Source organism: Rhodoferax lithotrophicus (assembly GCF_019973615.1).
Taxonomy (GTDB): domain Bacteria; phylum Pseudomonadota; class Gammaproteobacteria; order Burkholderiales; family Burkholderiaceae_C; genus Rhodoferax; species Rhodoferax lithotrophicus.
This window is the reverse complement of sequence record NZ_AP024238.1, coordinates 1,047,233-1,072,510: the sequence shown is the minus strand read 5'-3', so window position 1 is coordinate 1,072,510 and position 25,278 is coordinate 1,047,233. Positions and strand designations below refer to the sequence as shown.

Sequence of the window (25,278 nt, the reverse complement as noted above, 5' to 3'; positions counted from 1 at the left end):
CTCGGCGGTGGCTTTGGCCCGATGACTGCCAGATTGGGAGAGCAATCAAGTCCTTGTTCTGCTTGCGCAAGATGCTATAGTTTTTGATTAAATAATTGGAATCTGACCCCAATTACCTTTCACCATTCATTCGGGATGCACTTTTTTGGCGCTCTCATCTACCATACGACAGTAAGTCGGCTGTTGCCGCTTTCACATAAGACGATGCCTCATTGACGCTGTTCAGAAAGCCTAGCAGGCAAAGAGCGCCAGACGCTCTCACCGAATCAAAAGCTGCACTGCCAGCAAAGTAGCCTATGTCGAGTTGAAGAATGCCGGAAATACGCCCCTGGGCTTCGTCCAACTTTGCTACGATGGTCTGTTGATTGCTCCATCCTTTATAGCCTACGACGAAATATGGTACTTTCTTCTTGATTATGTCTTCTGGCATAGGTTGCATCTTAGGAAGATTGGGGTCGCTGCAAATGCCTGGAACCTGAAAGACAAGCGGTCCACTACTGCCGCCCATAATTCCTCCTTTTATATGTCTCTCCAATGCTTCCAACTTATCGCCAGTAGCTAATACTTCAGTCCACTGACCTTGAAGATTTGACTTCACTTCGACAACGGCAGCCACTCCCTCCGCGAAGTAAAGGCGAGAGGACTCTATGCCAATGACCGGCAGACTGGGGAAGAAGCCGTTCTCAATGATTATGTCGAGCTCCCCGGTCTTTGCTCCTGCTGAATCCGTTATCTCTCCATTTGTACTGATTCGCCAGCTCGGAGGGATAACTTGTTTCAAAAATGAATCTATGAAATTTGCTCGGCCAGCGCCTTTGGCTGCCGATGCCGAGGCAGCTGTTGCTGCGTAGGTAGCATTCAGCCCGATGAGAAGACCGTTCAACCTTTCGACGACGTATCTATTTGGCATCTTTCAACCTAACCTAACGATCAGCGCTTATCTGCCGCGCTGCAATGCTCAAAAAAAACATATTACCTCCCGCGGCGTATAAACCATGTTGGACTGAACCGCCTGCGTGGACGGTGGCGATAAGGGATTGCAAGCTTCTCCCCGTCTGTGGCATTTGATCATAGCGGGGCAACGTCCCCAAACCGTCAGCAAGCCACAGACCGCTATGCCAGCACAGCACCATGCGCTGAGCCAGTCCGCAAATTACTACAAATTCAATAGCATCTTGTGCATATAAAAAAGCGCTAGAGGCTAATTTATATATGGAACGTAACGACTTAAGTCATGAAAAGCCGTTCGCCCTGAGTTGGATCAGAACTGACTTATGCGCTGAATGGCTGAAATGAAGGATGAAATTGGCCTCTAGCCCTCGTCAATCCTGCGCAAGCAGCTATCAAATTAAAATCTCATCCAACAGCATCTCAACCAGGTTTTACAAACAAAATCAGCCTCTATCCCTTGCTGTATATGCGCAAGCAGCTCTGTAATACATAGCACCTCCCACCCATCAAAAAAGCAAACAAAAACCTAACCCCCAATCCCCAGCACCCCCCGAGCCTCATCCGGCGAAGCCGGTGGCCGGTCTAGCAGGCGGCCCAGGCTGGCGATGCGTTCGACAAACTGGGCATTGCTACTGGCAAGCTCGCCTTTGCGCAGGTAGATGTTGTCTTCAAAGCCCACCCGCACATGGCCGCCCAGGGCGACGGCCAGGGCGTTCATTTGTAATTGGCCGGCCCCGACACCGGCCACGGTCCAGGTCGCACCGGTGGGCAGTTGCGACAGCAGGTACATCAGCGCTTGCGGTGTGGCGGGCATGGCACCGGGCACGCCCAGCACCAGGTCCACATGCAGCGGCAGGCTGACCGTGCCGCGCTGCACCCAGCGCTGCAAAGTGGCCAGGTGGCCTGCGTCAAAAATTTCAAACTCGGGGCGCACGCCGTGGGCCTGCATGGCGGCTAAAAACTGCACCATGTCGTCGGGCGGGTTGATGAACACGTCCTTGCCGAAGTTGGTCGAGCCCATCGACAAGGTGGCCATTTCGGGCCGCAGGCTGACCGGGCCGAGGCGCTCGGCGCTGCTCATGCCGACCGCGCCGCCGGTAGACACTTGCACGATCACGTCGCAGCGGGCACGCACCGCGTCGATGAGGGCGCGGTAGGCCGCCGCGTCCTGGGTGGAGCTGCCGTCCGGGAGGCGGGCGTGGATGTGCACGATGGCGGCCCCGGCCTGGGCGCATTCCCAGGCGGCCTGGGCCACTTCTTCGGGGCTGATGGGCAGGGCGGGCTGCTGCTCGCGGGTGACTTCGGCCCCGGTCAGCGCGGCGGTGATGATGAGTTTGTTCATGTGCACACGCTCCGGCTCAGCGGGCCACGCGCTGGCAGGCCAGCGGGACCACGCAGGTGCCGCTGGCTTGGCAGACGATGACCGGCTCGGCCAGCACATCAGCAGCCGAGGCCTGGCCGGGCACGCTGGCGGCACTGATGATCTTGCGGGCTTCAAAGCTCATCTTGCGCGAGGTTTTGCCCATGGCGGTGATGCGGCCAGTGGCCTCGATGAAGTCCCCGGCGTACACCGGGGCCAGAAACTGCACCTTGTCGTAAGCAACGAACAGGCCTTCGTCGCCGTCGCTGCGGATCAGCAGCTCGGTGGCTACATCGCCAAACAGTTGCAGCATCTTGGCCCCGTCAACCAAGTTACCGGCGTAGTGGGCTTCGTGGGCGCTGATGCGCAGGCGGATCAGGCTGGTGATGTCTGGGTTCATGGTGAGCTCCTGGAATGTATGTTTGAGTCAGAGGGCAGGGTGGCGCTTGAGCCATTCGTCCACCACAAACGAGGCCACGTTTTCGGCGTAGCTGCCGGGGCCAAAGCCAGCGTCATAGCCCAGCTCTTTGGCCAGCTCGTGGCTGATGCGCGGGCCGCCTACCACCAGGATGATCTTGTCGCGCAGGCCTTCGGCTTCCAGCATGTCGGTCAGGCGGGTCAGGTTGTCGAGGTGGATGTTTTTTTGCGTCACCACCTGCGAGACCAGAATCACATCGGCCTGCTCTTCAATGGCCCGCAGCACCAGGTCTTCACAGTCCACCTGCGCCCCCAGGTTGATGGCGCGGATTTGGTGGTAGCTCTCCAGCCCTTTGTGGCCGTTGTAGCCCTTCATGTTCATGATGGCATCAATGCCGACGGTGTGCGCATCGGTCTCGATGCAGGCCCCGATCACCACCAGCTTGCGGCCGATGCGCTGGGCAATCCGGGCATCCACCGCGTCTTTGTCCAGCACCTCAAACTCGGGTTTAGCCACCTGAATGCTCGACAAATCCACACGGTGCTGGCACTGGCCGTAGACGATGTAAAAGCTGAAGCCCTGGCCCATGTCGGCCGCGTGGCTGACAGCGGGCTCGCTCAGACCCATGGCCAGCGCCAGGCGGCGGGCGGCTTCCTTGCTGTTGTCGTCCAGCGCCACCGGCAGGGTGAATGAGAGCTGCACGCGGCCATCGTTCAGCGTGTCGCCATAGGGTTTGATCCATTGTTCGGGGGTTTGCGCTTGCATGATCAGGCTCCAGGCAGCATCAGTTCGGGGAAGGGGTTGTAGTAGTCGTCGGCTTTGCTGAGCACGCCGTCCAGGCCTTTGCCGCCGTCGGGTTGGCGGGCAATCTCGGCAAACTGGCCGCGCGAGATGGCCGCAGGCAGGCCAATGCGCTGCACCTCGGCCAGCAGGGCTTCGGTCTCAGCCAGCACGGTTTGGGCGCGGGTTTCGATCAGGCCACCGCTTTTGAATTCAATCTCGCCATGTAAGTCACGCATGGTGTGGAACACGTAGCGGGCGTTCTCAATCGACAGGAATCGATCCTGGATGAACGGGGTGTGGATGGCCTCGGTCATCATGCCCAGCAGGTGAATGTTTTGCTGGGTCAGTGTGCTGGCCATGTTGAACAGCGCGTCTTGCACATGGCCCCGGAAGATGTTGCCAGTCATGTGTTTGGTGGGCGGCATGTATTTCAGCGCGGCCTCAGGGAACACCTGGCGCACCAGTTGGGCATGGGCCAGCTCCCACAAAAAGCCGTTTTCCAGATTCGGGTTGATCTCAAAGGCATGGCCCAGCCCCATCAGCTCGGGGCTCAGGCCGCTCAGGTAGGCAAACTGCTCGTTGATCAACTGCGAGGCCAGCACGGTGTGGGCGGCATCAAACGCATCGGCGGTGGTGAGGTAGTTGTCTTCCCCGGTGTTGATGATGATGCCGGCATAACCATTGACCATGCGCGAGAAAAACTGGTCAATGAAGGTGCGCTGCATGTTGATGTCACGAAAGATGATGCCGTACATCGAGTCGTTGAGCATCATGTCCAGCCGCTCCATGGCCCCCATGGCGGCAATCTCGGGCATACACAGGCCGGAACAATAGTTGGTCAGGCGGATGTAGCGCTTCACCTGGCTGCCCACTTCGTCCAGCGCGGCGCGCATCAGGCGAAAGTTTTCCTGGGTGGCGTAGGTGCCGCCAAAACCTTCGGTGGTGGCACCAAAAGGCACGTAGTCCAGCAGGCTTTGGCCGGTGGAGCGGATCACCGCCACAATGTCGGCCCCTTGCTGCGCGGCGGCGCGGGCCTGCTTGATGTCTTCGTAGATGTTGCCGGTGGCCACAATCAGGTAGAGCCAGGGCGTGTGTGCTTCGCCACAGCGGCTGATCCGTGCGCTGCGCTCGGCCCGCTGGGCGGCAATGTGTTCGCACATCTGGCTGGCCAGGGCTTTGGCGTGGCTGCGGGCGGCGGTTTCGTCACGCGGGCGCACCAGCGTGAGCTGGCCTGCGGCCACGGCCTGGGCCACGGCTTGGGCGCTGAGGCCGTGCTCGGCCATGGCCGCCGCCACGGCAGTGGCCGCACCACTGGCCAGCAAGCCTTGCGCTTGCAGGTGTGCCACCACGCGGTTGGGCAGGGGCACGGCGTTTTCGTCAACACCGTCGATGCCCATCAGGCGCAGCGTGGCACGCTCCACCGTGGTGGTGGTGCGGCAGCTCATATCGTCAAAAACCTGGCGTGCAATGTGTGCCGCCGAGCTGCGGGCACGCGCAATGCGCTGTGTGTCAAGTGCCAGATGGGCCATGGTGGGGTTCCTCAAAAATTTGTTGTTCGGTCAGCAACGGGTGTGATGCAAACGGATCAGGAGATGGTCTCATGGTGTGTGCTTCATTTCTTACTCCCTCTCCCGCAGGCGGGAGAGGGCTGGGGTGAGGGGTGTGATGAACATTTATGCAGCAAAAACAGTGTCAAGCCCTGTATTTGTATGCACAAGTAGCTATAAAAATTGAAGCATGATTTGCGCCCGGTTTCCCTCACCCCAACCCTCTCCCGCACGCGGGAGAGGGAGCAAGGCCAGGAGGTGTTGGATGGTCTCATGGTGTGTGCTTCATTTTTTGCTCCCTCTCCCGCAAGCGGGAGAGGGCTGGGGTGAGGGTGTGTGATGAAAATTTATGCAGTAAAAACAGCGTCAAGCCCTTTATTGGTGTGCGCAAGCAGCTATTCAAACTGAAGCATGATTTACGCCCTGCTTCCCTCACCCCAACCCTCTCCCGCACGCGGGAGAGGGGGTAAGGCAGGGCGGTGTTGGATGGTCTCATGGTGTGTGCTTCATTTCTTGTGTTGGATTGCATCCGCCAGCAGCACATCGGTGACCACATGGCCGGGGAAGGCGCTACGTGCAGCGGCCAGCAGCTCGGTGGCATCCAGGTGGCCGCCCAGCGGTGAAAACGGGTTGACGGTGATGCCGGCCAGGGTGATGGCACGCCAGACCATGAGCTGTGCGCCCAGGTGTTGCAAGCGGTGCAAGTCAGCCGCATCCACAAACAGCCGCGTGCCATCGGCCACCACGATGCGCAGGCCGGGGTGGCGCTGGGCCAGGGTGTCGAGTGCGGCCCACAGTTGGCGGCCTACCGCGCCGGTGACGGCCACCAGACCAGGCTGGCGCGTGGCCGCTTGTTCCAGCAGGATTGCGGCGGCATTCAGGCTGGTGACTTCGGCCTGCCAGATCGGCTGGCCGTCTGCGGCCCACAGCCCGACCCCGGCGGCATCAAAAAATGGCCCGAGCTGCTGGCGGGTGAGCGCATCGGCAGCGGGCAGGCTCAACAGGGCCAGGCGCTCACGGGTTTTGCGCAGCACGTCAAGCAAGCCACCGCCCAGGGCCGCCCCGGTGGCCAGCACCACACCATCGGCCAGGGCGGGGGAGGCATGGGCGCTGCGGCCCAGAGCGCCGTCAATCAACACCCGCTCGGCCCCACACTGGCGCAGTTGCGCCATGACCCGCAGTTGGTCGTGGCTGCGTGAGGCCCCGGCCACTTCCATCTCGCCCGCTTCCAGCACCTTCACCAGCACGATCTCGCCCATGGGGCTGTGCACGCCGGTGTGGCCGAGCCGCTGGGTGCGCACCTTGCTGCGCAGCAGCGTGCCTTGGGCGGTGGCCACCAGCATGCCGGGCCAGACCATGACGGGTGGCTTGGGGATGGCGAACACGGCATCGGTGGCTTCACCGTCGCGGCCAATCGAGGTCAGGCCCACCGCCATGTGCTCTGCGGCAGCGGCGGCCAGCAAGTGGTTCAGCACCACGGTTTTGCCGGTGTTTTTGCTCATGCCCATCACCGCCACGGTCAACATGCCGCAGGCGCGGATGCGCTGCCATAGCGGTGAGAGGTCAACCGGGGACGGCCTCAGGTTCATGCGTAGAGGCCTTCAAACAAGCTGCGCAGCGCCGGGCTTTCGCGCAGCAGGTTCAGGGCGTGCTCGGCGTGGCCACGGGCGTAGCCGTTGCCGACCAGCATCTCCACATCTTTGCCCACGCCTTCTGCGCCCAGGGCGGCGGCGGTGAAGCTGGTGGCCATGGAGAAGAAGTAAATCTTGCCGCCCTCGCGCGTGGCCAGAATGCTGCCCATCTCAGAATGCGGGATGTTGACGCAGTTGATCGTCACATCGGCCAGGCGGCCATCGGTGACAGCAGCCACAGCGTTCATCACCGCCACGGCATCGGTGGCATCCACTTGCAGGGCATGGTCGACCCAGCCGAACTGGCGCATGCGTTCGCAGTCTTTGGCAAAGGGCGAAACACCAATCACGCAGCCGGTTGGCCCGGCGCGTTTGCGGGCCTCATACACACACAGCGTGCCAGACTTGCCACCGCCGCCGATCACCAGCACCGTCTGGCCCGGTTGCACCAGGCGGGCGGTTTGCGCCGGGGCACCGGCCACGTCCAGAATCGCCAGCGCGGTGGTTTCGGGAATGTCGTGCGGCAGCTTGGCAAACAGGCCGGTCTGAAACAGCACGGCCTGGCCTTCGATGTCAATCTGATCCCGCTCCAGGTGCACGGCCTGGATGCGCTCGATGTGCAGCGGGGTCAGCGAGAGCGAGACCAGGGTGGCAATGCGATCCCCCACCTGCAGGCCGCAGGTGTCGGCGATGTCTGCGCCGAGCTGGGCCACGCGGCCAATCAGCATGCCGCCGGAGCCGGTGACCGGGTTGTGCATCTTGCCGCGCTCGGCCACGATGCTCAGCACCTTGGCGGCCACGGCAGCGGCATCGTGACCCACTTCGTTATTGATCTGGGTGAAGCTGGCCGAGTCGATGTTCAGGGTCTGCACATCGATCAGGATTTCGTTGGGCGCAATCACCATGCGGGCATCAAGCTTCCAGGCGGCCTGGGGCAGCACGCCCAGCGGTTCAATGACGCGGTGTGTGCCGTAGGGAGACGGGGTGTTCATTCTGGAGCCCTCAGTTGCTTTGGGTGGGCAGGGCAAAGCCAAGGCCCAGGCCGGGCATTTCAACCGTTTTTCCGGCGTAGTTGCGGCACTTGATGGTGGTGCCCGAGCCATCGGGCAGCAGCTCTTCGGTGACGTATTGCGGAATGATCGGCAGCTTGCCCAGGCCACCCAGGCCGTCGACGATGAAGGTGGGTACGGCCGGGCCGCTGATCCAGCCGCGCAGGCCTTCATACAACTCCAGCATGCGCCGGTGCGGTACGACGAAATGGTGGGCACCTTCGACCATGTCGGTTGAGTACACGTAGTAGGGCCGCACCCCCATTTCGATGGATTGCATGAACAGCTCACGCATGGTGGCCACGTTGTCGTTCACGCCTTTGAGGCAGACGGTTTGCAGGCCCATCATGACCCCGGCTTTCTGGATCATCTTGACGCGCTCGCGCAGCAGCGGGGTGATTTCCTTGGGGTGGTTGATGTGGATGTTGAGCATCTGCACGCGGTGTTTTTCCAGAATGGCGCAGAGCTCGGGCGTGACGCGGGTGGGCAGTTGCACCACCATGCGCGAGCCCATGCGCAGGAAGCGCACATGTGGTGCACGCCTGCGGATCTGGCCCAGAATGTCGTCCAGCCGTTCGTCGGCAAAGGTCAGCGGGTCACCGCCGGACAGCAGTACGTCTTCAATGTCCGGGTTGTTGGCGATGTAGTCGATCGAGGCTTCAATCTGTTCCTTGTGCACCGACCCGGCGGGCTGCGAGACCATGCGTTTGCGGGTGCAGAAGCGGCACAGCGTGGCGCAGGTGTTGCTCACCAGAAACAGCACGCGGCGCGGGTAACGGTGCACGATGCTGGTGCCGGGTATGGTGTCGCCCTCTTCCCCCAGCTGATCGAGCAGGGTGGCAAAACCGGGCTTGGTTTCCTCAAAGTGCGAGGGCAGGTATTGCAGGCGAATCGGGCACTGCGGGTCGTTCGGGTCCATCAACTGCGCCATGTAGGGGGTCACGGCCACGGCGAACTTGCCGTAGACGGTTTCATTCACATCCTCCAGCCCCTTGAGCACGCCTTTCAACTCGCTGTGGTGGGTGTAGCGGCGCTGAAACTGGCGCTGCCAGGATTCCGAGCGCGGGTCATAAGCATCAAGTTCCGCGCGGGTGAGCAGCTTGGTGGCCGGGTGGGCGGCGGCTTGGACGGGCTTGATTTCGAGGACGGTGGGCATGAGCGACTCCAGAACGGTGATTCCAAAACCCTGAGCAAATCAGTGGTGTGTGAAGAAGTTTAGGAACCAGGTGCTTTTCTGGGAACAAGCAAAGTGACTGATTCAATTTCTTAAAATCAGTCACTTTGTAGCAATTTCAGTCACATTGACTCTCAGGGGGAAATCATGGATCCACTCGACAAAAAGCTGATCGACTTGTTGAAAGTGAACGCCCGCCTGCCGGTGGTCAAGCTGGCCCAGGCGCTGGGCTGCGCCCGCAGCACCGTGCTGCTGCGCATGAAGGCGCTGGAGCAAGGCGGCATCATCAGCGGCTACACCATCAGCGTGGCGCAGCCCACCCCGGCCGGTGTGCAGGCGCTGGTGCTGATCGCCACCGACTCCAGCAGCGAGGCCAGCATCATCCAGGCGCTGTCACGCCGCCATGAGGTCACCAAGGTTTATTCAGTCAATGGCCGCTACGACCTGTGTGCCCAGGTGCACACCGATTCGCTGGAAGAGTTTGATGCCGTGATCAACCGCCTGCGCGGCATCAAGGGGGTAACGGACACCATGTCGACCATGATTTTGTCAACCAAGCTGGATCGGCCGGATTGAGGCCACACCCCCCATAACCATCAATCAGGCGGGACTTTCAGTAGCTTTCTTTTTAATAGCTTGATACGCTTGTAAATAAAGCTCTACAGGCTAATTTGTATCAAAATTAATGTCGTTTTCATGACAAATGTCCCGGCGTAAGCGCTGGCACAGGAATTGCAGTTGGGTAAGTCCTGCAAATGATGGGTCTCCACCATGAACAAAATCGGCTTATTTTTCGGCACCGAAACCGGCACCACGCGTCTGATTGCCAAGAAGATCCAGAAGATGCTGGGCGACGACATCGCCAACAAACCCCTGAACGTCAACCGCATCACGCCCGCCGAGATGCTCCAGTACGACGCACTGATCCTGGGAACACCGAGCTACGGTGTCGAGCAAATCCCGGGGCGCGATGTGGGCTGCCTGGAAGCCAATTGGGCAGAGTTTCTGGCGCAACTGGGCGCGCCAGATTTCTCAGGCAAACGCATCGCCCTGTTCGGCCTGGGTGCCCAGGAACGCTACCCGGAGCGCTTTGCCAGTTCGCTGATGCGGTTGTATGAAGTTTTCAAAGGCTACGGTGCCGAGCTGGTTGGCAGCTGGAGCACCGATGGTTATACCTTTGAGCAATCCGCCGCCGTTGTGGACGGGCGCTTTGTTGGCCTGGTGATCGACCAGCGCACCCAGAGCATGCTCACCGATGAGCGCATTGATGCCTGGGTGGCGCAAGTTAAACCCTTGCTGCTGGAGAAACTGGGCGCAACGGCCTAGCCATCCCCCCTGCTGCGGCATCCAGATGCTGAACACCGGCGCGTCACCCTCACTGGTAGGTGTAGGTGATCACATACGGGATAGTGATGCCAAGCCCGGTGATGCTCAGGTTGGCCGTGATATGGCCCACCTTGTTGGCAAATGTGCACCCGGTGATGCTCAAGGTACCACCGCCTGAAGTCCCTATACCGGCGAATGTTGAATCCGAGTTGATGCCGTTGCAGAAATCGGCTTGTGAGCTGGGAACCGGTGCGTTACTGACCGGAATGGTCAAAGACAAGCCGGTGGCCGAAACCTGTACCTGAAGGTTGGCAGCACCTGTGTTGGCGGGGGCTGGGATGACAAACTGGCCCAGATAAGTATGGCCGGCATTCGACACATTGATCTCGTACAAGGCTCCCGCGTTCAGGATGACTTCATAAATATAGCCCGCATCACTGAATAACAGGGCTGAAAACGGTGCCGAAACAGCACTGTTCACCGTTGGGTTGGTCAGCGTTTTGCCGGAAAAGCTCAGTGCGGTGGGGGATGCGGAAAAACACAATTGCTGGCCGTTGGTATAGGGTGGGTTGCCGCTGTAGGTCAAGACGGTTTCACCAGCCGCACAGGTGGGCGTTGTGCCGCCACCGCCAGCGTTGTGACTGGCCACCACGCTGGCATAAGCATTGGCAAAATTAAATCCGGCAGGCGCACTGAAGCTCGTCTGCGTGGCAAGGCCCAGCAAAGCGGCATGATTCGAGCCCGCTGCCGCCAGCGCTTCCAGAATATCGTCTAGCAAGTTGCCATGGCTGGCGGTGAAAACCGAGGTTAAGGGGTTAGCGCCATTAAGCGTGGCCGTCAAACCCAAAGCCGTATTCACATTGCTCAAGGCTGTGGTGACTTTGGCTGACGTGACAGCTTGCAGGCCAGCGGCATTGAGGCCGGTAAACCAGGTGGCAGGGGTGTTGCCAGCCAAATGGGCCACCACCAGATCCGTCAGCGGCGTGATATTGACGGTGCCAAAACTGATGGCGATGGAGTGGTAGGGCGTGCTGTTGGCGCTGCCATTCACCGTGCCGCCGCTGACCTGAACCGCGCAGGGCAGTGTCTGGCCGGAGGTTGTCACTTGCCACGCACCTGTGCTGAGGGTGGTTGTGGACAGCGCCGAACCACCAGCACACACCACATTCACATGACCCCCAACAATGGGCAGGCCAACGGCGGCGGTTCCGCTCAGCATGGGGGTGGAATTGTTCGCCACGACACTGTCTCCACCGCCGCAGCCGGCAAGCAGGAGCACGGACAAGGTCGACAGCAATCCGATTTTTTTTGCTAGTTTCATCTGGAAGCCTCTCAAGGTATTGAAAAAATGTGCGCCGTGCCTCAAAGGGCACGTGACCGCCAGACCAAGAATAGGAAGGCCCTGCTCAAATAGCATCATGCAAATGCATTAGAGTGCGACAAAAACCGGAGATTCCGCCCCACCATGCCAACCGAAATCATCGATCGCATTTACGAGTGTTCATTTGTTCCCGAGCTTTGGCCAGACGTGCTGGACGAGTTAGCCCAACTCACCGATGCCAGTGGTGGCCTGCTGTTTGCCGTGCGTGAAAAGGTGCTCAACTGGACATCGTCATCGGAATTACAAGACGTATTTCAGGCCTATGTCACCGAGGGCTGGTTCAGTTCCTGCACGCGCCGGGTGTGTTTATTCAGTCAAAACCGCCCCAGTTTTCTGGTTGAGCATGATTTTTGGACACCCGAGCAGCTGGATGCCAACCCGATCTACCGGGATTTTTTTCGCCCCCGTGGACTCGGCTGGTCGGCGGGAACCGGCCTCATGATGCCCACCGGCGACAACATCGTTTTCAGCGTGGAAAGGTCCTACAAGCGTGGCCCGATTGAAAGTGAGCAGGTGCAGCAGCTCAACGAACTGCGCCCCCACCTGGCGCGCGCCGCACTCATTGCGGCACGTCTGGGCCTGCGCAGTGCCAAAAACACCAATGACACGCTGACGGCCTTGGGACTGCCGGCACTGGTGGTGGATGAAAGTGGCGTGGTGATTGAAGCCAATGCCTTGATGGACGACCTTTCCAGCCATGTGCAATGGCGTGCGCACAACCGGATCGTGCTCAATGACACAAGTGCCAATGAGCTGCTGTGGTCTTCGCTTCCCGCGCTCAACAAACCATCCGGGGCGTGTGTCAAGTCTTTCCCGCTGCGCGGCCCAGACGGGCGGGCAGCGGTGGTAGCGCATATCGTGCCGATTCGGCGTTCAGCACACGATATCTTTGGCCGCTCGTACGCTGTATTGATCATTACCCCGATGACCTCTCGGCGCGCGCCACCGGTGGAGCTCTTGCGATCTTTGTTTGACCTGACACCGTCCGAGGCACGTGTGGCACGCGCTCTGGCCACCGGAGATTCGCTGGACGACATTGCCGCCAGTGGCGGTGTGAGCCGCAATACCGTTCGCTCGCAATTGCAGCAGGTGCTTGAAAAAATAGGCTGCTCGCGCCAGGCTGAAGTCACGGCGCTGCTGTCGAACATCGCGCTTGGGGTAGATGTTACGCGGAGTTGAGTTTGTGGAACAAATTGGCCTCTAGTCCTTGTACATATTGCGCAAGAAGCTATTAATTTAATAGCTTAATAGTTTTCCCAACCCACATCCCCTGCCCGCTCCTGCGGGTCGGAACAGGGCTGAGGGATTACAAACAATGCCCCACAACATGCCGTGCCAGCATGAGACCGGTGGCTATTTCAGGTCGAACCGATCCAGGTTCATGACCTTGGTCCAGGCGGCCACAAAGTCGTGCACAAACTTGGCCTGGGCATCGCTGGCGGCATAGACCTCGGCCACGGCACGTAATTGCGCGTTGGAGCCAAAGACCAAGTCCACCACCGTCGCCGTCCACTTCACCGCCCCGGTGCTACGGTCACTGCCTTCGAACAGACCCTCGGTGGCAGACTTTTGCCACTGGGTGCGCATGTCGAGCAGGTTGACAAAGAAGTCGTTGCTCAACGTTTGCGGGCGCTGGGTGAACACACCGTGCGACGCTTGACCCACATGGGCATTAAGCACCCGCAGGCCGCCCACCAGCACCGTCATTTCCGGGGCGCTGAGGGTCAGCAGTTGCGCCTTGTCCAGCAGCAGCTCGGCAGCCATACCTTGCAGGTCGTTGCGCACATAGTTGCGAAAACCATCGGCCACAGGTTCCAGCACGGCCGCAGCGGCCACATCGGTCTGCGCTTGGGACGCATCGGTGCGGCCCGGCGCAAAAGGCACGGTGATGTCCTGCCCAGCCTCTTTCGCAGCAGCCTCCACAGCGGCGTTACCAGCCAGCACGATCAGGTCGGCCAGAGAGATTTGCTTGCCGCCGGATTGCGCCGCGTTGAAGGCCTGCTGAATGGCTTCAAGCTTTTCCAGCACCTGTGCCAGTTGCGCGGGCTGGTTGACGGCCCAATCTTTTTGCGGGGCCAGGCGGATGCGTGCACCGTTGGCACCACCACGCTTGTCGCTGCCACGAAAACTGGCGGCAGAGGCCCAGGCCGTGCTCACCAGTTGCGCGATGGACAGGCCCGATGCCAGCACCTGGGCCTGGAGTGCCGCCACGTCTTGCGCGTCCACCAGTGGGTGATCCACCGCCGGAACCGGGTCTTGCCAGAGCAGCACTTCCTGCGGCACCAGGGGGCCGAGGTAGCGCGAACGCGGCCCCAGATCACGGTGTGTCAGTTTGAACCAGGCACGGGCAAAGGCATCGGCAAATTCGGCCGGATTCTGGTGAAAGCGCCGGGCGATTTTTTCGTAGGCAGGGTCGATGCGCAGCGACATATCTGCGGTGGTCATCATGGGCGCGTGTTTCTTGCCGGGCTCGTGGGCATCGGGGATCATGTGTTCGGGCCGCACGTTCTGGGCTTGCCACTGGTGGGCTCCGGCGGGGCTCTTGGTCAGCGCCCATTCGTAGCCAAAGAGCATGTCGAAATAGCCGTTGTCCCAGGTGGTGGGGTTGGGCTTCCAGGCCCCTTCAATGCCGCTGGTAGTGGTGTGCGCCCCTTTGCCACTGCCGAACTGGTTGATCCAGCCCAGGCCTTGTTCTTCAATGGGCGCGGCTTCGGGTTCGGGGCCAACCAGGGCCGCGTCGCCCGCGCCGTGCGCCTTGCCAAAGGTGTGGCCACCGGCAATCAGCGCCACCGTTTCTTCGTCGTTCATGGCCATGCGGGCAAAGGTTTCGCGCACATCGCGGCCAGAAGCCAACGGGTCGGGGTGGCCGTCCGGGCCTTCCGGGTTCACATAGATCAGACCCATTTGTACGGCAGCCAGCGGGTTGTCAAGCTGGCGCTCGCCGCTGTAGCGGCTGTTGGCCTGGTCGCTGGTGGCCAGCCACTCAGATTCAGCACCCCAGTAAACATCTTGCTCTGGCTCCCAGATATCCACGCGGCCACCGGCAAAACCGAAGGTCTTGAAGCCCATGGATTCCAGGGCCACATTGCCCGCCAGAATGATCAAATCGGCCCAGGAAATCTTGCGGCCATACTTTTGCTTGATGGGCCACAGCAGGCGGCGTGCCTTGTCCAGGTTGCCGTTGTCGGGCCAGCTGTTCAGGGGGGCAAAGCGCTGGTTGCCAGAGCCCGCGCCACCCCGGCCATCGGCCACCCGGTAGGTGCCGGCAGAGTGCCAGGCCATACGGATCATGAGACCGCCATAGTGACCCCAGTCGGCGGGCCACCAGTCTTGTGAATCGGTCATCAAGCCATGCAGGTCCTGGATCACCGCCGCCAGATCCAGCGTCTTGAATTCTGCGGCGTAGTCAAAGTCTGCCCCCATGGGGTTGGACTGGGCCGAGTGCTGGTGCAGGATGCCCAGCTTGAGCTGCTGGGGCCACCAGTCGGCGTTGGACGGGGCGGCAGCGGTGGTGTTTTTGTGCGCTGCGTGGGGGAAGGGACACTTGGCTTCTGTGGACATGACGATCTCCTTTGGGCGGTTGGCAACTGACTCTTGAAATAGTTTATGTCTTATGCCAAATACTTCCTAATTTGTTTTTTTAATGATTGAGATAGCGCGTGATGGGCAGGTGCCCTGCCCCGGACTAAACCAAAGTCTAATAGCGCAAAACCGCCATCTCTCCTAAATTTCACATCCGGGCAGCAATGCTCGCATCAAAATTTACAGGAGACATCAATGGCGCTGCTTAATCGCATGGACTGGTATGACTTGGCGCGTACCACCAACTGGACACCCCGCTACGTGACGGAAGACGAATTGTTCCCACCCTTGCTCTCGGGGGCCTTCGGGTTGCCGCAGAACGCATGGGAAAAGTACGACGAGCCGTACAAGCAAACCTACCCCGAATACGTCAAGGTTCAACGCGACAAGGATGCGGGGGCCTATTCGGTCAAGGCCGCTCTGGAGCGCAGCCGCATTTTCGAGAATTCCGACCCGGGCTGGAAGTCGGTCATGAAGGCGCACTATGGGGCCATCGCCCGCGGTGAATATGCCGCTGCCAGCGCCGAAGCCCGCATGATGCGGTTTTCCAAAGCCCCCGGCATGCGCAACATGGCCACGCTGGGATGCCTGGACGAAGTGCGCCACGGCCAGATGCAGCTCTACTTTCCGCATGAGCACATTGCCAAGGATCGCCAGATGGACTGGGCCTTCAAGGCCTACGACACCAATGACTGGGCCATGATCGCGGCGCGTCATTTCTTCGACGACATCATGATGACGCGTGATGCCATCAGCGTCTCCATCATGCTGACCTTCAGCTTCGAGACCGGCTTCACCAACATGCAGTTTCTGGGGCTGGCCTCCGATGCGGCCGAGGCCGGTGACCACACCTTCGCCAACCTGATCTCCAGCATCCAGACCGATGAATCGCGTCACGCCCAGATCGGCGGCCCGGCGCTCAAGGTGCTGATCGAAAACGGCCAGAAGGCCGAGGCGCAAAAGCGCGTGGACATTGCCGTCTGGGGGGCCTGGAAGCTGTTCTCGGTGTTGACCGGGCCCATCATGGACTACTACACGCCGCTGGAGCACCGCACGCAGTCGTTCAAGGAATTCATGGAGGAGTGGATCGTCGCCCAGTTCGAGCGCGCGCTGACCGACATGGGCCTGGATCTGCCCTGGTACTGGGACATCTTCCTGAAGGACATCGGGCAGACCCACCACGGCATGCACCTGGGCTCGTATTTCTGGCGACCCACCGTGTGGTGGAACCCGGCTGCCGGTGTCACCCCCCAAGAGCGCGAATGGCTGGAAACCAAATACCCCGGCTGGAACGAGACCTGGGGCGAATGCTGGGATGTGATCATCGACAACGTGGTGGATGGCAACATGGCCATGACCTACCCCGAGACCCTGCCCTACGTGTGCAACATGTGCCAGCTGCCGATTCTGGGCACGCCCGGCAAGGGCTGGAACGTGAAGGACTATCCGCTGGAATACAACGGCCGTCTGTACCACTTTGGCTCTGAAGTGGACCGCTGGGTGTTTGAGCAAGAGCCGTCGCGCTACGCCGGTCACCTGAGCATTGTGGACCGCTTCCTGGCCGGGATGATCCAGCCGATGGACTTGAGCGGCGCGCTGAAATACATGGACATCGCCCCCGGCGAGTGTGGCGACGACGCACACAACTACGCCTGGGCCGAGGTCTACCGCGCCCTGCGCGCCAAGAAAAAGGCCGCCTGAGCGCAATGCCCCTTCACATAACAACGACACAAGAGACAAACCATGGCCTTATTTCCATTAACTTCCAACTTCGAAGGCGACTTCGTGCTGCAACTGTTAGCCATCGATACCGACAACACCATGGACGAAGTGGCTGCCGCTGCGGCGCACCACTCGGTGGGTCGGCGCGTGCGTGCCCGCCCGGACTGCATTCTGCGGGTGCGCCGCCAGGGGGGCGAGAGCTTTCTGCCACGCAGCATGAAGGTCGCCGACTCGGGCCTCAAACCCACCGAGACGATCGAGATCATCTGGGAAAAAGCAAAGCACTGATCGGAGCAGAACATGGCATTTACCAAAGTATGCGGTGTCGATGACGTGTGGGAGGGCGAAATGCAATCCTTCCAGGTCAACGGCAAGGAAGTTCTGCTGGTCTGCAACGATGGCGGCGAGATCAAAGCCTTTCAGGGCATTTGCCCACACCAGGACATTCCGTTGATTGACGGCAAGTTTGACGGCAAAAAAATCATCTGCAAAGCCCATCTCTGGCAGTTTGACGCTGGCACGGGCAAAGGCATCAACCCGTCCAACTGCAAGCTGGCCGAGTACCCGGTGCAGATTGACGGTGATGACGTGCTGATTGACACCACCAGCGTTGAGCCGCTGTTCGCGCAGGCCTGAAACGCCAGCCCATTTAAAAAATAGTCGAGGAGACACCATGAGCACATCCAGTTCCACCCTGGCCTACCACAACAACATGGTTGGCCCGGTGATGCGGGCGGGCGATCTGGCCCAGGCCGTGATTGCCGCAGCGCAGATTGACAACCCAGGCAAAGAGGTATTTGTTGACGACAAACGCGCCTACATCCGCATCCACACCAACCACGAAATGATGCTGCGCCGCGAGACCATTGAAGAGGAGTTGGGCCGCCCCTTCAAGATGAACGATCTTGAAGTAGACCTGAGTTCCTTTGCTGGCCAGATCGAAAGCCAGGACAACGCCGTGCGTTTTTACTTCACCAAAAAAATCTAGGAGACACCCATGACCGACGTACAAGTATTGAAGCCACAAAAGACCTGGAGCCATCTGGCCGGGCGTCGCCGCAAGCCCAGTGAATACGAAATAGTCAGCACCAACCTGCACTACAACGACCGCGATGCCAACGCGCCGTATGAGCTTGACCCCAACATGTTCATGAACGAGTGGTACAAGAAGAACACCTTTGGTACCGCACTGAAGCATGCCGACTGGAACGCCTTCCGTGACCCGGAAGAGCTGATCTACCGCACCTACAACATGATGCAGGACGGCCAGGAGACTTATGTCTTTGGCTTGTTTGACCAGTTCAACCAGCGCGAACACAACAAGTCGCTGGAACCCACCTGGGTAGCAGCGTTGACCCGGCTCTACACGCCGGCACGTTATCTGTTTCACACCCTGCAAATGGCCTCGGCCTATGTCGGGCAAGTGTCACCGGCCAGCACCATCACCAACTGCCACTATTTCCAGATGGCCGACAGCATGCGCTGGCTGAGCCACACCGCCTACCGCACCAAAGAGCTGGCCATGAGCTTTCCACAGCATGGTTTTGGCGACAACGAGCGCGACACCTGGGAAAACGATCCGGCCTGGCAAGGCCTGCGTGAGCTGGCAGAAAAAGCACTGTGCGTCTGGGACTGGGGCCAGGCCATTGTGGTGTTGAACCTGGTGGTCAAGCCCGCCGTGGAAGAAACCGTGTTGCGCAAACTGGGTGACGCGGCACGCCACAACGGCGACACGCTGCTGGCGTTGCTGACCGATGCCCAATTGCTGGACTCCGCCCGCCACCGGCGCTGGGCTGCGGCGCTGGTCAAGATGGCCACGGAAACCCCAGGCAACCTGGCGCTGATGCAAGGCTGGATCAGCCAGTGGGAACCGTTGGCCGACCGCGCCATTGAGGCTTACTGTGCCGCCCTGCCCGACGCGCCCGATGCCGCCGAATCTGCCAAGGCGGCCACCCGCAATTTCCGCCAGTCATTGGGGCTGTAAGTTCAACCCAGACCCCATGGCAAGCGCTTGAAAACCGTCTGCCGTGGGGCCTCAAACCCAATGAATGAAATTGTTATGACCCAAACCAGAATAACGACGGAGCCCGGGAATCATGCATTCGACCAGTTGGGAAAAGATACCGTCTTGCGCGCAGCCTTGCGCGCCGGGCTTGGTTTTCCCTATGAGTGCAACTCCGGCGGCTGTGGCAGCTGCAAGTTTGAATTGCTTGCGGGTGAGGTTGAAAATCTTTGGCCGCAAGCGCCAGGTCTGACCGAGCGTGATCATCGCAGAGGACTTCTTCTTGCTTGTCAATGCACCGCAAGTACCGACATACGCATCAAGGTCAGGACCACACCAGAATGCGAGCCAGTCATCAAACCCCAGCGCCGTTGCGCCCGATTCGCTGCGGCGAACGACATCACGCATGACATTCGCGAGTTTCGGTTTGTCACTGAAGGCGGTGCTGATTTTTTGGCGGGTCAGTACGCGATGCTGGCGATTCCTGGTGTCAGCACACCGCGTGCCTATTCCATGTCCAATGTGGGTAACAGCCAAGGTGAATGGCACTTTCAAATACGCCGTGTTGCCCATGGTGTGGCCACAGACAAACTGTTTCATCATCTTCACGCAGGCGACGAGATCGAGATTGACGGCCCCTATGGCCTGGCCTATCTGAGACCCGAAGTCACACGCGACATCGTCTGTGTGGCGGGGGGCTCTGGCCTGGCACCGATGGTTTCCATTGCCCGTGGTGCAGCGCAATCTGGCATGCTGAAGACGCGCCAGCTCCACTTCTTTTATGGCGGCAGAACCCCGCGTGATATCTGTGGCGAAACCTTCCTGCGCGAGCTTCCTGGGTATGGTGATCGTATTCATTTTCATCCAGTGGTCTCGCTACCTGGGCAGGAGGGTGATTCACCATGGTCAGGTGAAACCGGCTTTGTTCATGACGCGGTGCGCCGCAGCTTAGGTGACGGTCTGCCTAACTTTGAGTTTTACTTTGCCGGGCCACCGCCGATGACGCAGACCTTGCAGGAAATGCTGATGGTGGATCACCAAGTGCCGTTTGAACAAATCCACTTTGACCGCTTTTTTTAAGTCGCCAAGGGTCGGGCATAAAACGCCTCGCCACCCGTTCCTATCCCAAAAACAGAAACAAAACGAAGAGACAAAACATGAAATCCAGAATTGATGCACTGCGCCTGCTGACGGCGGCCTGCTTGGCCGCCAGCGCCCCGATGAGCCACGCCACCGATGTCTTTCGACTCGAAGGTTATGGGCCCATATCACGCGCCATGGGTGGCACAGCCACGGCAGTCAACATAGGTGCTGCGGGTATGATGACCAACCCCGCAACCTTGTCGTTGATGGCCCCAGGTTCTGAATTCCAACTGGGCTTGGATCTGATCACCACCGACCTCAGCGTGAAGAACCAGACAACGGGCGAAAGTGTCTCGTCGGGTACCCATGTCAATAACCGGGGGCCTTATATGGCCCCTGAAGTGGCGTACACCCGCAAAAATGGCGCACTCTCACTGGGTGTTGGTGCCTTTGCCCAAGGTGGGTTGGGAACTGAATATGGCAGCAGCAGCTTTCTTTCACGTGCTACGGGTGGGCTGAACACCGGGCTCGATAACTCAAGCCGTCTGTTGGTATTGAACATTCCGTTCGCAGCGAGCTACCAAGTCAACGATAAGCTGGCTGTTGGAGGAAGCATCGACGCCATGTGGCAGGGATTGAACCTCAACTTGTTGCTTGGTGCGGGCCAGGTTGGCTCTCTGATCGGTTCAGGAAGAGTGAGCGGAAGCCTGTTGCCGGTGCTGGGTGGTTTGCCGGACATGCGTGGTGCCCACTTCAGTCTGACCAAAGACGAGCCCCTGGGCAGTGGCGTGGAATCCTGGGGCTTGGGTGGCCGTCTCGGCATGACGTACAAAGTGACAGAGGACACCCTGTTGGGGTTCGACTACGCCATGGAAAGCCGGATGAATGACCTGGAAGGGCGTGCCACACTCACGGCCATTGATGGCATTGCCGGGCAAATTCCTTTGCCAGGCAATATCAAATTGCGTAATTTTCAGATGCCAGCCAAGCTGGATATCGGCTTGAGCCACCGCTTCAACCCTCAGTGGATGGTCGCCGTCGATGTGTCGCAAGTATTTTGGGCACACGCCATGAAAGATATCAATGTGGGTTTTGTGGCAGACAACGGGCAAACCCTGGACATCCTATTGCCACAAAACTATCAGGATCAAACCATCTTGGCTTTGGGTGTGGCCTATCAGACCGGCAATTGGACACTGCGTGGTGGGGCACGGTTGGCCACTCAGGCACTGCGCTCTGAGACGCTTTTGGCCGTGATTCCTGCGACCCCCAGAAAACATATTTCTGCCGGATTTTCTTACGCTTTCTCCAAAGAAAATAGCCTTGATGTTGCGTACTCTCACGCCTTTGAAGAGTCGATGGGCAATGCCAGTTTGCCAAATACCGCCGATCCCATACTGACGACGCATTCACAAAATAACGTGACCATCGGTTATACGCACAGGTTCTGATAAGTGTCCTCCACCAAGGCAAAATCGGTCAAGCTCGTTATGAGCAGATATTGGAGTGCTCATCGTTGTGCCATTGACCCCACAGAATCTAAATACCTCGATCAAAGGGGTCCAGCTATTGCCACATGACACCGGTGAAGTGCGTCGGCAAAAGTTTGCCCGCATCATTCTGGATGCCATGTACCAGTTTCTGGGCCTGCTCGATGTGAATGGCACGGTGCTGGAAATCAACCGCTCGGCACTGGAAGGCGCGGGCATTGCCCTGGAAGACGTGGTGGGCAAGCCGTTTTGGGAGGCCCGCTGGTGGGCGGTGTCCGACGAGGCGCGGGCGCAGGTGCGCAGCATGGTGGAGCACGCCGCCCAAGGCCACTTCATCCGCCGCGACATGGAGGTGTTTGGTGATTTGCACGGCGAGAAATCCATCTTTGTAGATTTCTCCCTGACCCCCATCCGCGACGACCAGGGGCAGGTGGCTTTTTTGCTGCCCGAGGGGCGCAATATCAGCGAAAAAGTGGCCATCCAGGCCGAACTGACACGCAAGAACGGCGAGCTGCAACAAGCGCTTGAGCGGCTGCGCGAAATTGACGGTTTCAAGACCAAATTCTTCGCCAATGTCAGCCATGAATTACGCACACCGCTGACGCTGATCCTCGGGCCGGTTGAGCAGCTGCTGAAAGAACCCAGCCAGCTGGGTGAGCGCGAGCGGGCGCGCCTGGTCACGGTTCAGCGCAACGCACGGTCGCTGCTGCAACAGGTGAACGACCTGCTGGATCTGGCCCGCATTGATGCCGACAAGATGCCTCTGGCCTATGCTCACGTCAACCTGACATCCCTGCTGCAGGAGATTGCCGCCGCCTTCGCCGCCAGTGCGGAGGAACGGTCCATCGTCTTTCAAATCGACAGTCCCAGCGAACTATTGGTCGATGTGGATCGCGCCAAGTTCGTGCGCATCGTGGCCAACCTGCTGTCCAATGCTTTCAAATTCACGCACACTGGCGGGCGCATACGCTGCTCGCTGCACCGGGTAAGCAATGACCGCTTTCTGTTGAGTGTGCAAGACAACGGCCCCGGTGTACCCACCGAGCTGAAGGAGCTGATCTTTGCACGCTTCGCCCAAGCCTCCACCGACATCAGCAGCTACGGCAGCGGCCTGGGCCTGAACATCGTCAAGGAATTTGTTGAGTTGCACCTGGGCACGGTGGTGGTGCTGGACGCGGCGGGTGGTGGTGCCATCTTCCAGGTGGAAATGCCGCTTCGCGCACCGCAGGGCACTTTTGTGCGCGAGATGGGCGACCACGCAGCGCCCGCGCTGCACCAGGAGCCCGACAGTCTGCCGGGCCTGCCACCCCCGTCGCTGGCCCACCGGGCCGGGTTGGCGCACATTCTGGTGGTGGAAGACAACCAGGATCTGCTTCATTTTCTGCACGATGTGCTGGTGGACAACTACAACGTGACCCTTGCCGTCAACGGTGCGGCAGCCATGGCCGCGGTGCTGCAGCACCCGCCGGACCTGATCATCACCGACCTGATGATGCCGCAGGTGGACGGCATGCAACTGATCCGCGAATTGCGGGGCATGGCGCAGTTCCACCACATCCCGGCGATTGTGCTGACCGCCCGCTCTGACGACTCGCTGCGCAGCAATCTGCTGGAGGAATTTGTGCAGGACTACCTGACCAAACCGTTCTCCCCGCAAGAGCTGCGGGCGCGGGTTCACAACCTGATCACCGTCAAGCGCAGCGTTGAACTGCTGCAGGGCGAACTGGCCTCACAGGCCTCGGATGTTGGCGAGCTGACCGCCGCACTGGTGACCCACCGCAAATTCCTTCAAGACAGCCTGCATGCTCTGCAGCTCTCTGAACGCCGCTGGCTGGGCCTGTATGAAAACACCGCCGTGGGCATTGCCATGGCAGACGGTGAGGGGCGCATCCTGATCGCCAATCCGGCCTTGCAAAAAATGCTGGGTTATGACGAGCAGGAAATTCGCGGCCTTTCGCTGATCGAGATCACCGAAGCGTCCGAGCGCAGCATGACCGAGCACAACGTGCATGGTCTGATGGACGGCATCATGCCCAGCTACCAGCTTGAGAAGCGATATGAAATGCGCAACGGTGGCTACCTGTGGGCCAATGTCAGCGCGTCCCGGATTCCGGCTGTGGACGGCGATGGCCCCTGGCTGGCCGTGATTGTGCAGGACATCAGTTCGCGCAAGCAGGCTGAAAGCGAGCTGGCCGCCACCCAGACCGAGCTGGTGCGCGTCTCGCGCTTCACCGCCATGGGTGAGCTGGCCGCCTCCATCGCCCACGAAGTGAACCAGCCCCTTTCGGCCATTGCCACCAACAGCCAGGCTGCGCTGCGCTGGATGTCGCGCGACACGCCCGATTTAAACGAGGTTGCGGCGGCGCTGAACCGCGTGTACCGCGATGCCAATCTGGCCGGTGATGTGATTGCGCGCATCCGCAACTTTCTCTCCCGTGGCGGCATCAAGCACGAGCGCATTGCGGTGCAACACATTTTGTATGACCTGCTGCGTATGCTGCACAACCTGTTTCAGGAGTCGGGTGTTCAGGTGACCGTGCTGGTGTCACCGGCGCTGCCGAACCTGAACGCCGACAAGGTGCAGTTGCAACAGGTGTTGCTCAACCTGCTGATCAACGCCGTGGAAGCCATGCGTGAACAAGCACCAGGCCAGCGTTTGCTCAGCATCACGGTGACCGAGCAGGCCACCCAAGGCATGGTGTTCACCGTGTGTGACAGTGGCACAGGCATTGCGCCGGAAATGCAGCCCAAAATATTCGATGCCCTGTTCTCCACCAAGAACGATGGGCTGGGCATGGGCCTGGCCATCAGCCGATCCATTGTGGAAAACCATGGTGGGTGGTTGCGCCTGGAGCCCGAAAGCGGCACCGGGGCCTGCTTTCGCTTCAACATTCCTTTGATGCCATGAACAAGATGCGTAACATGCCAACCAATGTACTGCCCACGATCTATGTGGTGGACGATGATGCTTCGGTGCGGGAATCCCTGAGCAGCCTGCTGCGCTCAGCGGGCATGCAGGTCGAGGTGTTCGCCTCGGCATTGGAGTTTCTGGATCACAAAAACCTCCAAGCTTTTGCCTGTGTGGTGCTGGACGTTCGCATGCCGGGCCTGGACGGGTTTGGCCTGCAAGAACGTTTGTCTGCCCTGGGGCGGGACATTCCGATCATCTTCATCACCGGCCATGGTGAGGTGCCCCTGGCGGTGCGGGCGATGCGCGCGGGGGCCATTGACTTTTTGAACAAACCGTTTGAAGACACCGACTTGCTCAACGCCATTGAGCTGGCCTTGTCGCACCTCAGCTCCACCTCGCATGAGCGACTGGCGCTGACCGAGCTGCGTGGGCTCTATGACACGCTCACGGCACGCGAGAAACAAATCATGGCCGAAGTCGCCCTGGGCAAGCTGAACAAGGCCATCGCGTTTGACCTGGGGGTTACTGAAAGCACTGTCAAAGTTCACCGCCACAACGTGATGCACAAGATGCAGCTGAAATCCATTCCGGCGCTCACCATGGCGATGCAACGGCTCAGAGGGGCCAATGCGATCACAGTTGAACTTGCACAGCCATAACACACGGCCATTGCCATTAACTTCACTTTTGATAGCTTCTCACGCAGTCACAGCAAGCGCTACAGGCCTATTTCTCATATAAACGTCCGCACACACCAGCCTAGCGGCAGACCGAGCCATGCCACCCGGTTAGCGTGACAAAGGCCATTGGAAGGTACGGAGGTGTTTGGATTCGCAGAATCAGTCTCTAGCCCTTGTGTAACAAGCGC

22 protein-coding genes are annotated in these 25,278 nt (G+C 59.5%); 12 read left to right on the top strand and 10 right to left on the bottom strand.

Annotation, left to right across the window (positions count from 1 at the left end; translation table 11 throughout):
* Positions 1-154 precede the first annotated feature (154 nt).
* The 8 genes from LDN84_RS05030 to LDN84_RS04995 form a co-directional block, all read right to left on the bottom strand.
* Positions 155-910: a DUF6602 domain-containing protein gene (locus LDN84_RS05030; protein ID WP_223909351.1), complete on the bottom strand. Its 756-nt coding sequence runs from the start codon at positions 908-910 to the stop codon at positions 155-157.
* Between the two features lie 567 nt (positions 911-1,477).
* On the bottom strand, positions 1,478-2,293 hold the full coding sequence (gene kce, locus LDN84_RS05025; RefSeq protein WP_223909347.1) for a 3-keto-5-aminohexanoate cleavage enzyme: 816 nt from the start codon (positions 2,291-2,293) through the stop codon (positions 1,478-1,480).
* A gap of 16 nt (positions 2,294-2,309) precedes the next feature.
* Complete coding sequence (kal, locus tag LDN84_RS05020; protein ID WP_223909345.1) at positions 2,310-2,711, bottom strand: 3-aminobutyryl-CoA ammonia lyase; 402 nt, start codon at positions 2,709-2,711, stop codon at positions 2,310-2,312.
* 27 nt (positions 2,712-2,738) lie between these two features.
* Positions 2,739-3,494 carry a lysine 5,6-aminomutase subunit beta gene (kamE, locus tag LDN84_RS05015; RefSeq protein ID WP_223909344.1) on the bottom strand — a complete coding sequence of 252 codons (756 nt, stop codon included), beginning with the start codon at positions 3,492-3,494 and terminating at the stop codon, positions 2,739-2,741.
* Between the two features lie 2 nt (positions 3,495-3,496).
* Positions 3,497-5,041 (bottom strand): lysine 5,6-aminomutase subunit alpha, encoded by a 1,545-nt coding sequence (gene kamD / locus LDN84_RS05010; protein ID WP_223909342.1) that lies wholly within the window; start codon positions 5,039-5,041, stop codon positions 3,497-3,499.
* Positions 5,042-5,565: 524 nt separating this feature from the next.
* Positions 5,566-6,648 (bottom strand): lysine 5,6-aminomutase reactivase subunit KamB, encoded by a 1,083-nt coding sequence (kamB, locus tag LDN84_RS05005; RefSeq protein WP_223909339.1) that lies wholly within the window; start codon positions 6,646-6,648, stop codon positions 5,566-5,568.
* Positions 6,645-7,682 carry an L-erythro-3,5-diaminohexanoate dehydrogenase gene (kdd, locus tag LDN84_RS05000; RefSeq protein ID WP_223909336.1) on the bottom strand — a complete coding sequence of 346 codons (1,038 nt, stop codon included), beginning with the start codon at positions 7,680-7,682 and terminating at the stop codon, positions 6,645-6,647. The genes kamB and kdd overlap by 4 nt, the downstream gene beginning before the upstream one ends.
* A 10-nt stretch (positions 7,683-7,692) precedes the next feature.
* Positions 7,693-8,895 (bottom strand): KamA family radical SAM protein, encoded by a 1,203-nt coding sequence (locus LDN84_RS04995; RefSeq protein ID WP_223909333.1) that lies wholly within the window; start codon positions 8,893-8,895, stop codon positions 7,693-7,695.
* A 165-nt stretch (positions 8,896-9,060) separates the two neighbouring features.
* On the opposite strand from LDN84_RS04995, the gene LDN84_RS04990 reads away from it, so the two are divergent.
* Both LDN84_RS04990 and LDN84_RS04985 read left to right on the top strand, forming a co-directional pair.
* Positions 9,061-9,489 carry an Lrp/AsnC family transcriptional regulator gene (locus LDN84_RS04990; protein WP_223909330.1) on the top strand — a complete coding sequence of 143 codons (429 nt, stop codon included), beginning with the start codon at positions 9,061-9,063 and terminating at the stop codon, positions 9,487-9,489.
* 195 nt (positions 9,490-9,684) lie between these two features.
* The gene (locus LDN84_RS04985; RefSeq protein WP_223909327.1) at positions 9,685-10,239 is read left to right on the top strand and encodes a flavodoxin; all 555 of its coding nucleotides are present in this window, start codon (positions 9,685-9,687) and stop codon (positions 10,237-10,239) included.
* Between the two features lie 49 nt (positions 10,240-10,288).
* On the opposite strand, the gene LDN84_RS04980 is transcribed toward LDN84_RS04985, so the two are convergent.
* Complete coding sequence (locus LDN84_RS04980) at positions 10,289-11,479, bottom strand: hypothetical protein (protein WP_223909325.1); 1,191 nt, start codon at positions 11,477-11,479, stop codon at positions 10,289-10,291.
* 225 nt (positions 11,480-11,704) lie between these two features.
* Between LDN84_RS04980 and LDN84_RS04975 the strand changes: the two genes are divergently transcribed.
* Positions 11,705-12,799, top strand: coding sequence for a helix-turn-helix transcriptional regulator (locus LDN84_RS04975; protein WP_223909322.1), 1,095 nt, complete (start codon positions 11,705-11,707; stop codon positions 12,797-12,799).
* Between the two features lie 174 nt (positions 12,800-12,973).
* On the opposite strand, the gene katG is transcribed toward LDN84_RS04975, so the two are convergent.
* The gene (gene katG, locus LDN84_RS04970; protein ID WP_223909320.1) at positions 12,974-15,181 is read right to left on the bottom strand and encodes a catalase/peroxidase HPI; all 2,208 of its coding nucleotides are present in this window, start codon (positions 15,179-15,181) and stop codon (positions 12,974-12,976) included.
* Between the two features lie 216 nt (positions 15,182-15,397).
* Between katG and LDN84_RS04965 the strand changes: the two genes are divergently transcribed.
* From LDN84_RS04965 to LDN84_RS04925, 9 genes are all read left to right on the top strand, one after another.
* The gene (locus LDN84_RS04965; protein WP_223909319.1) at positions 15,398-16,903 is read left to right on the top strand and encodes an aromatic/alkene/methane monooxygenase hydroxylase/oxygenase subunit alpha; all 1,506 of its coding nucleotides are present in this window, start codon (positions 15,398-15,400) and stop codon (positions 16,901-16,903) included.
* 42 nt (positions 16,904-16,945) lie between these two features.
* Entirely contained in the window at positions 16,946-17,212 is a 267-nt protein-coding gene (locus LDN84_RS04960; protein ID WP_223909316.1) for a toluene-4-monooxygenase system B family protein, read from the top strand.
* Positions 17,213-17,224: 12 nt separating this feature from the next.
* Complete coding sequence (locus LDN84_RS04955) at positions 17,225-17,560, top strand: monooxygenase system ferredoxin subunit (protein WP_223909313.1); 336 nt, start codon at positions 17,225-17,227, stop codon at positions 17,558-17,560.
* Positions 17,561-17,597: 37 nt separating this feature from the next.
* Positions 17,598-17,912, top strand: a complete 315-nt coding sequence (locus LDN84_RS04950) for an MmoB/DmpM family protein (protein ID WP_223909309.1) — start codon at positions 17,598-17,600, stop codon at positions 17,910-17,912.
* A 9-nt stretch (positions 17,913-17,921) separates the two neighbouring features.
* Positions 17,922-18,908 carry an aromatic/alkene monooxygenase hydroxylase subunit beta gene (locus tag LDN84_RS04945; RefSeq protein WP_223909308.1) on the top strand — a complete coding sequence of 329 codons (987 nt, stop codon included), beginning with the start codon at positions 17,922-17,924 and terminating at the stop codon, positions 18,906-18,908.
* Positions 18,909-18,968: 60 nt separating this feature from the next.
* Positions 18,969-20,006: a 2Fe-2S iron-sulfur cluster-binding protein gene (locus LDN84_RS04940; protein WP_317134827.1), complete on the top strand. Its 1,038-nt coding sequence runs from the start codon at positions 18,969-18,971 to the stop codon at positions 20,004-20,006.
* Between the two features lie 77 nt (positions 20,007-20,083).
* The gene (locus tag LDN84_RS04935) at positions 20,084-21,460 is read left to right on the top strand and encodes an OmpP1/FadL family transporter (RefSeq protein WP_223909306.1); all 1,377 of its coding nucleotides are present in this window, start codon (positions 20,084-20,086) and stop codon (positions 21,458-21,460) included.
* A gap of 118 nt (positions 21,461-21,578) precedes the next feature.
* Positions 21,579-24,407: an ATP-binding protein gene (locus LDN84_RS04930; protein WP_223909302.1), complete on the top strand. Its 2,829-nt coding sequence runs from the start codon at positions 21,579-21,581 to the stop codon at positions 24,405-24,407.
* Positions 24,404-25,069: a response regulator transcription factor gene (locus tag LDN84_RS04925; RefSeq protein ID WP_223909298.1), complete on the top strand. Its 666-nt coding sequence runs from the start codon at positions 24,404-24,406 to the stop codon at positions 25,067-25,069. Before LDN84_RS04930 ends, LDN84_RS04925 begins: the two co-directional genes overlap by 4 nt.
* Positions 25,070-25,278: the final 209 nt, after the last annotated feature.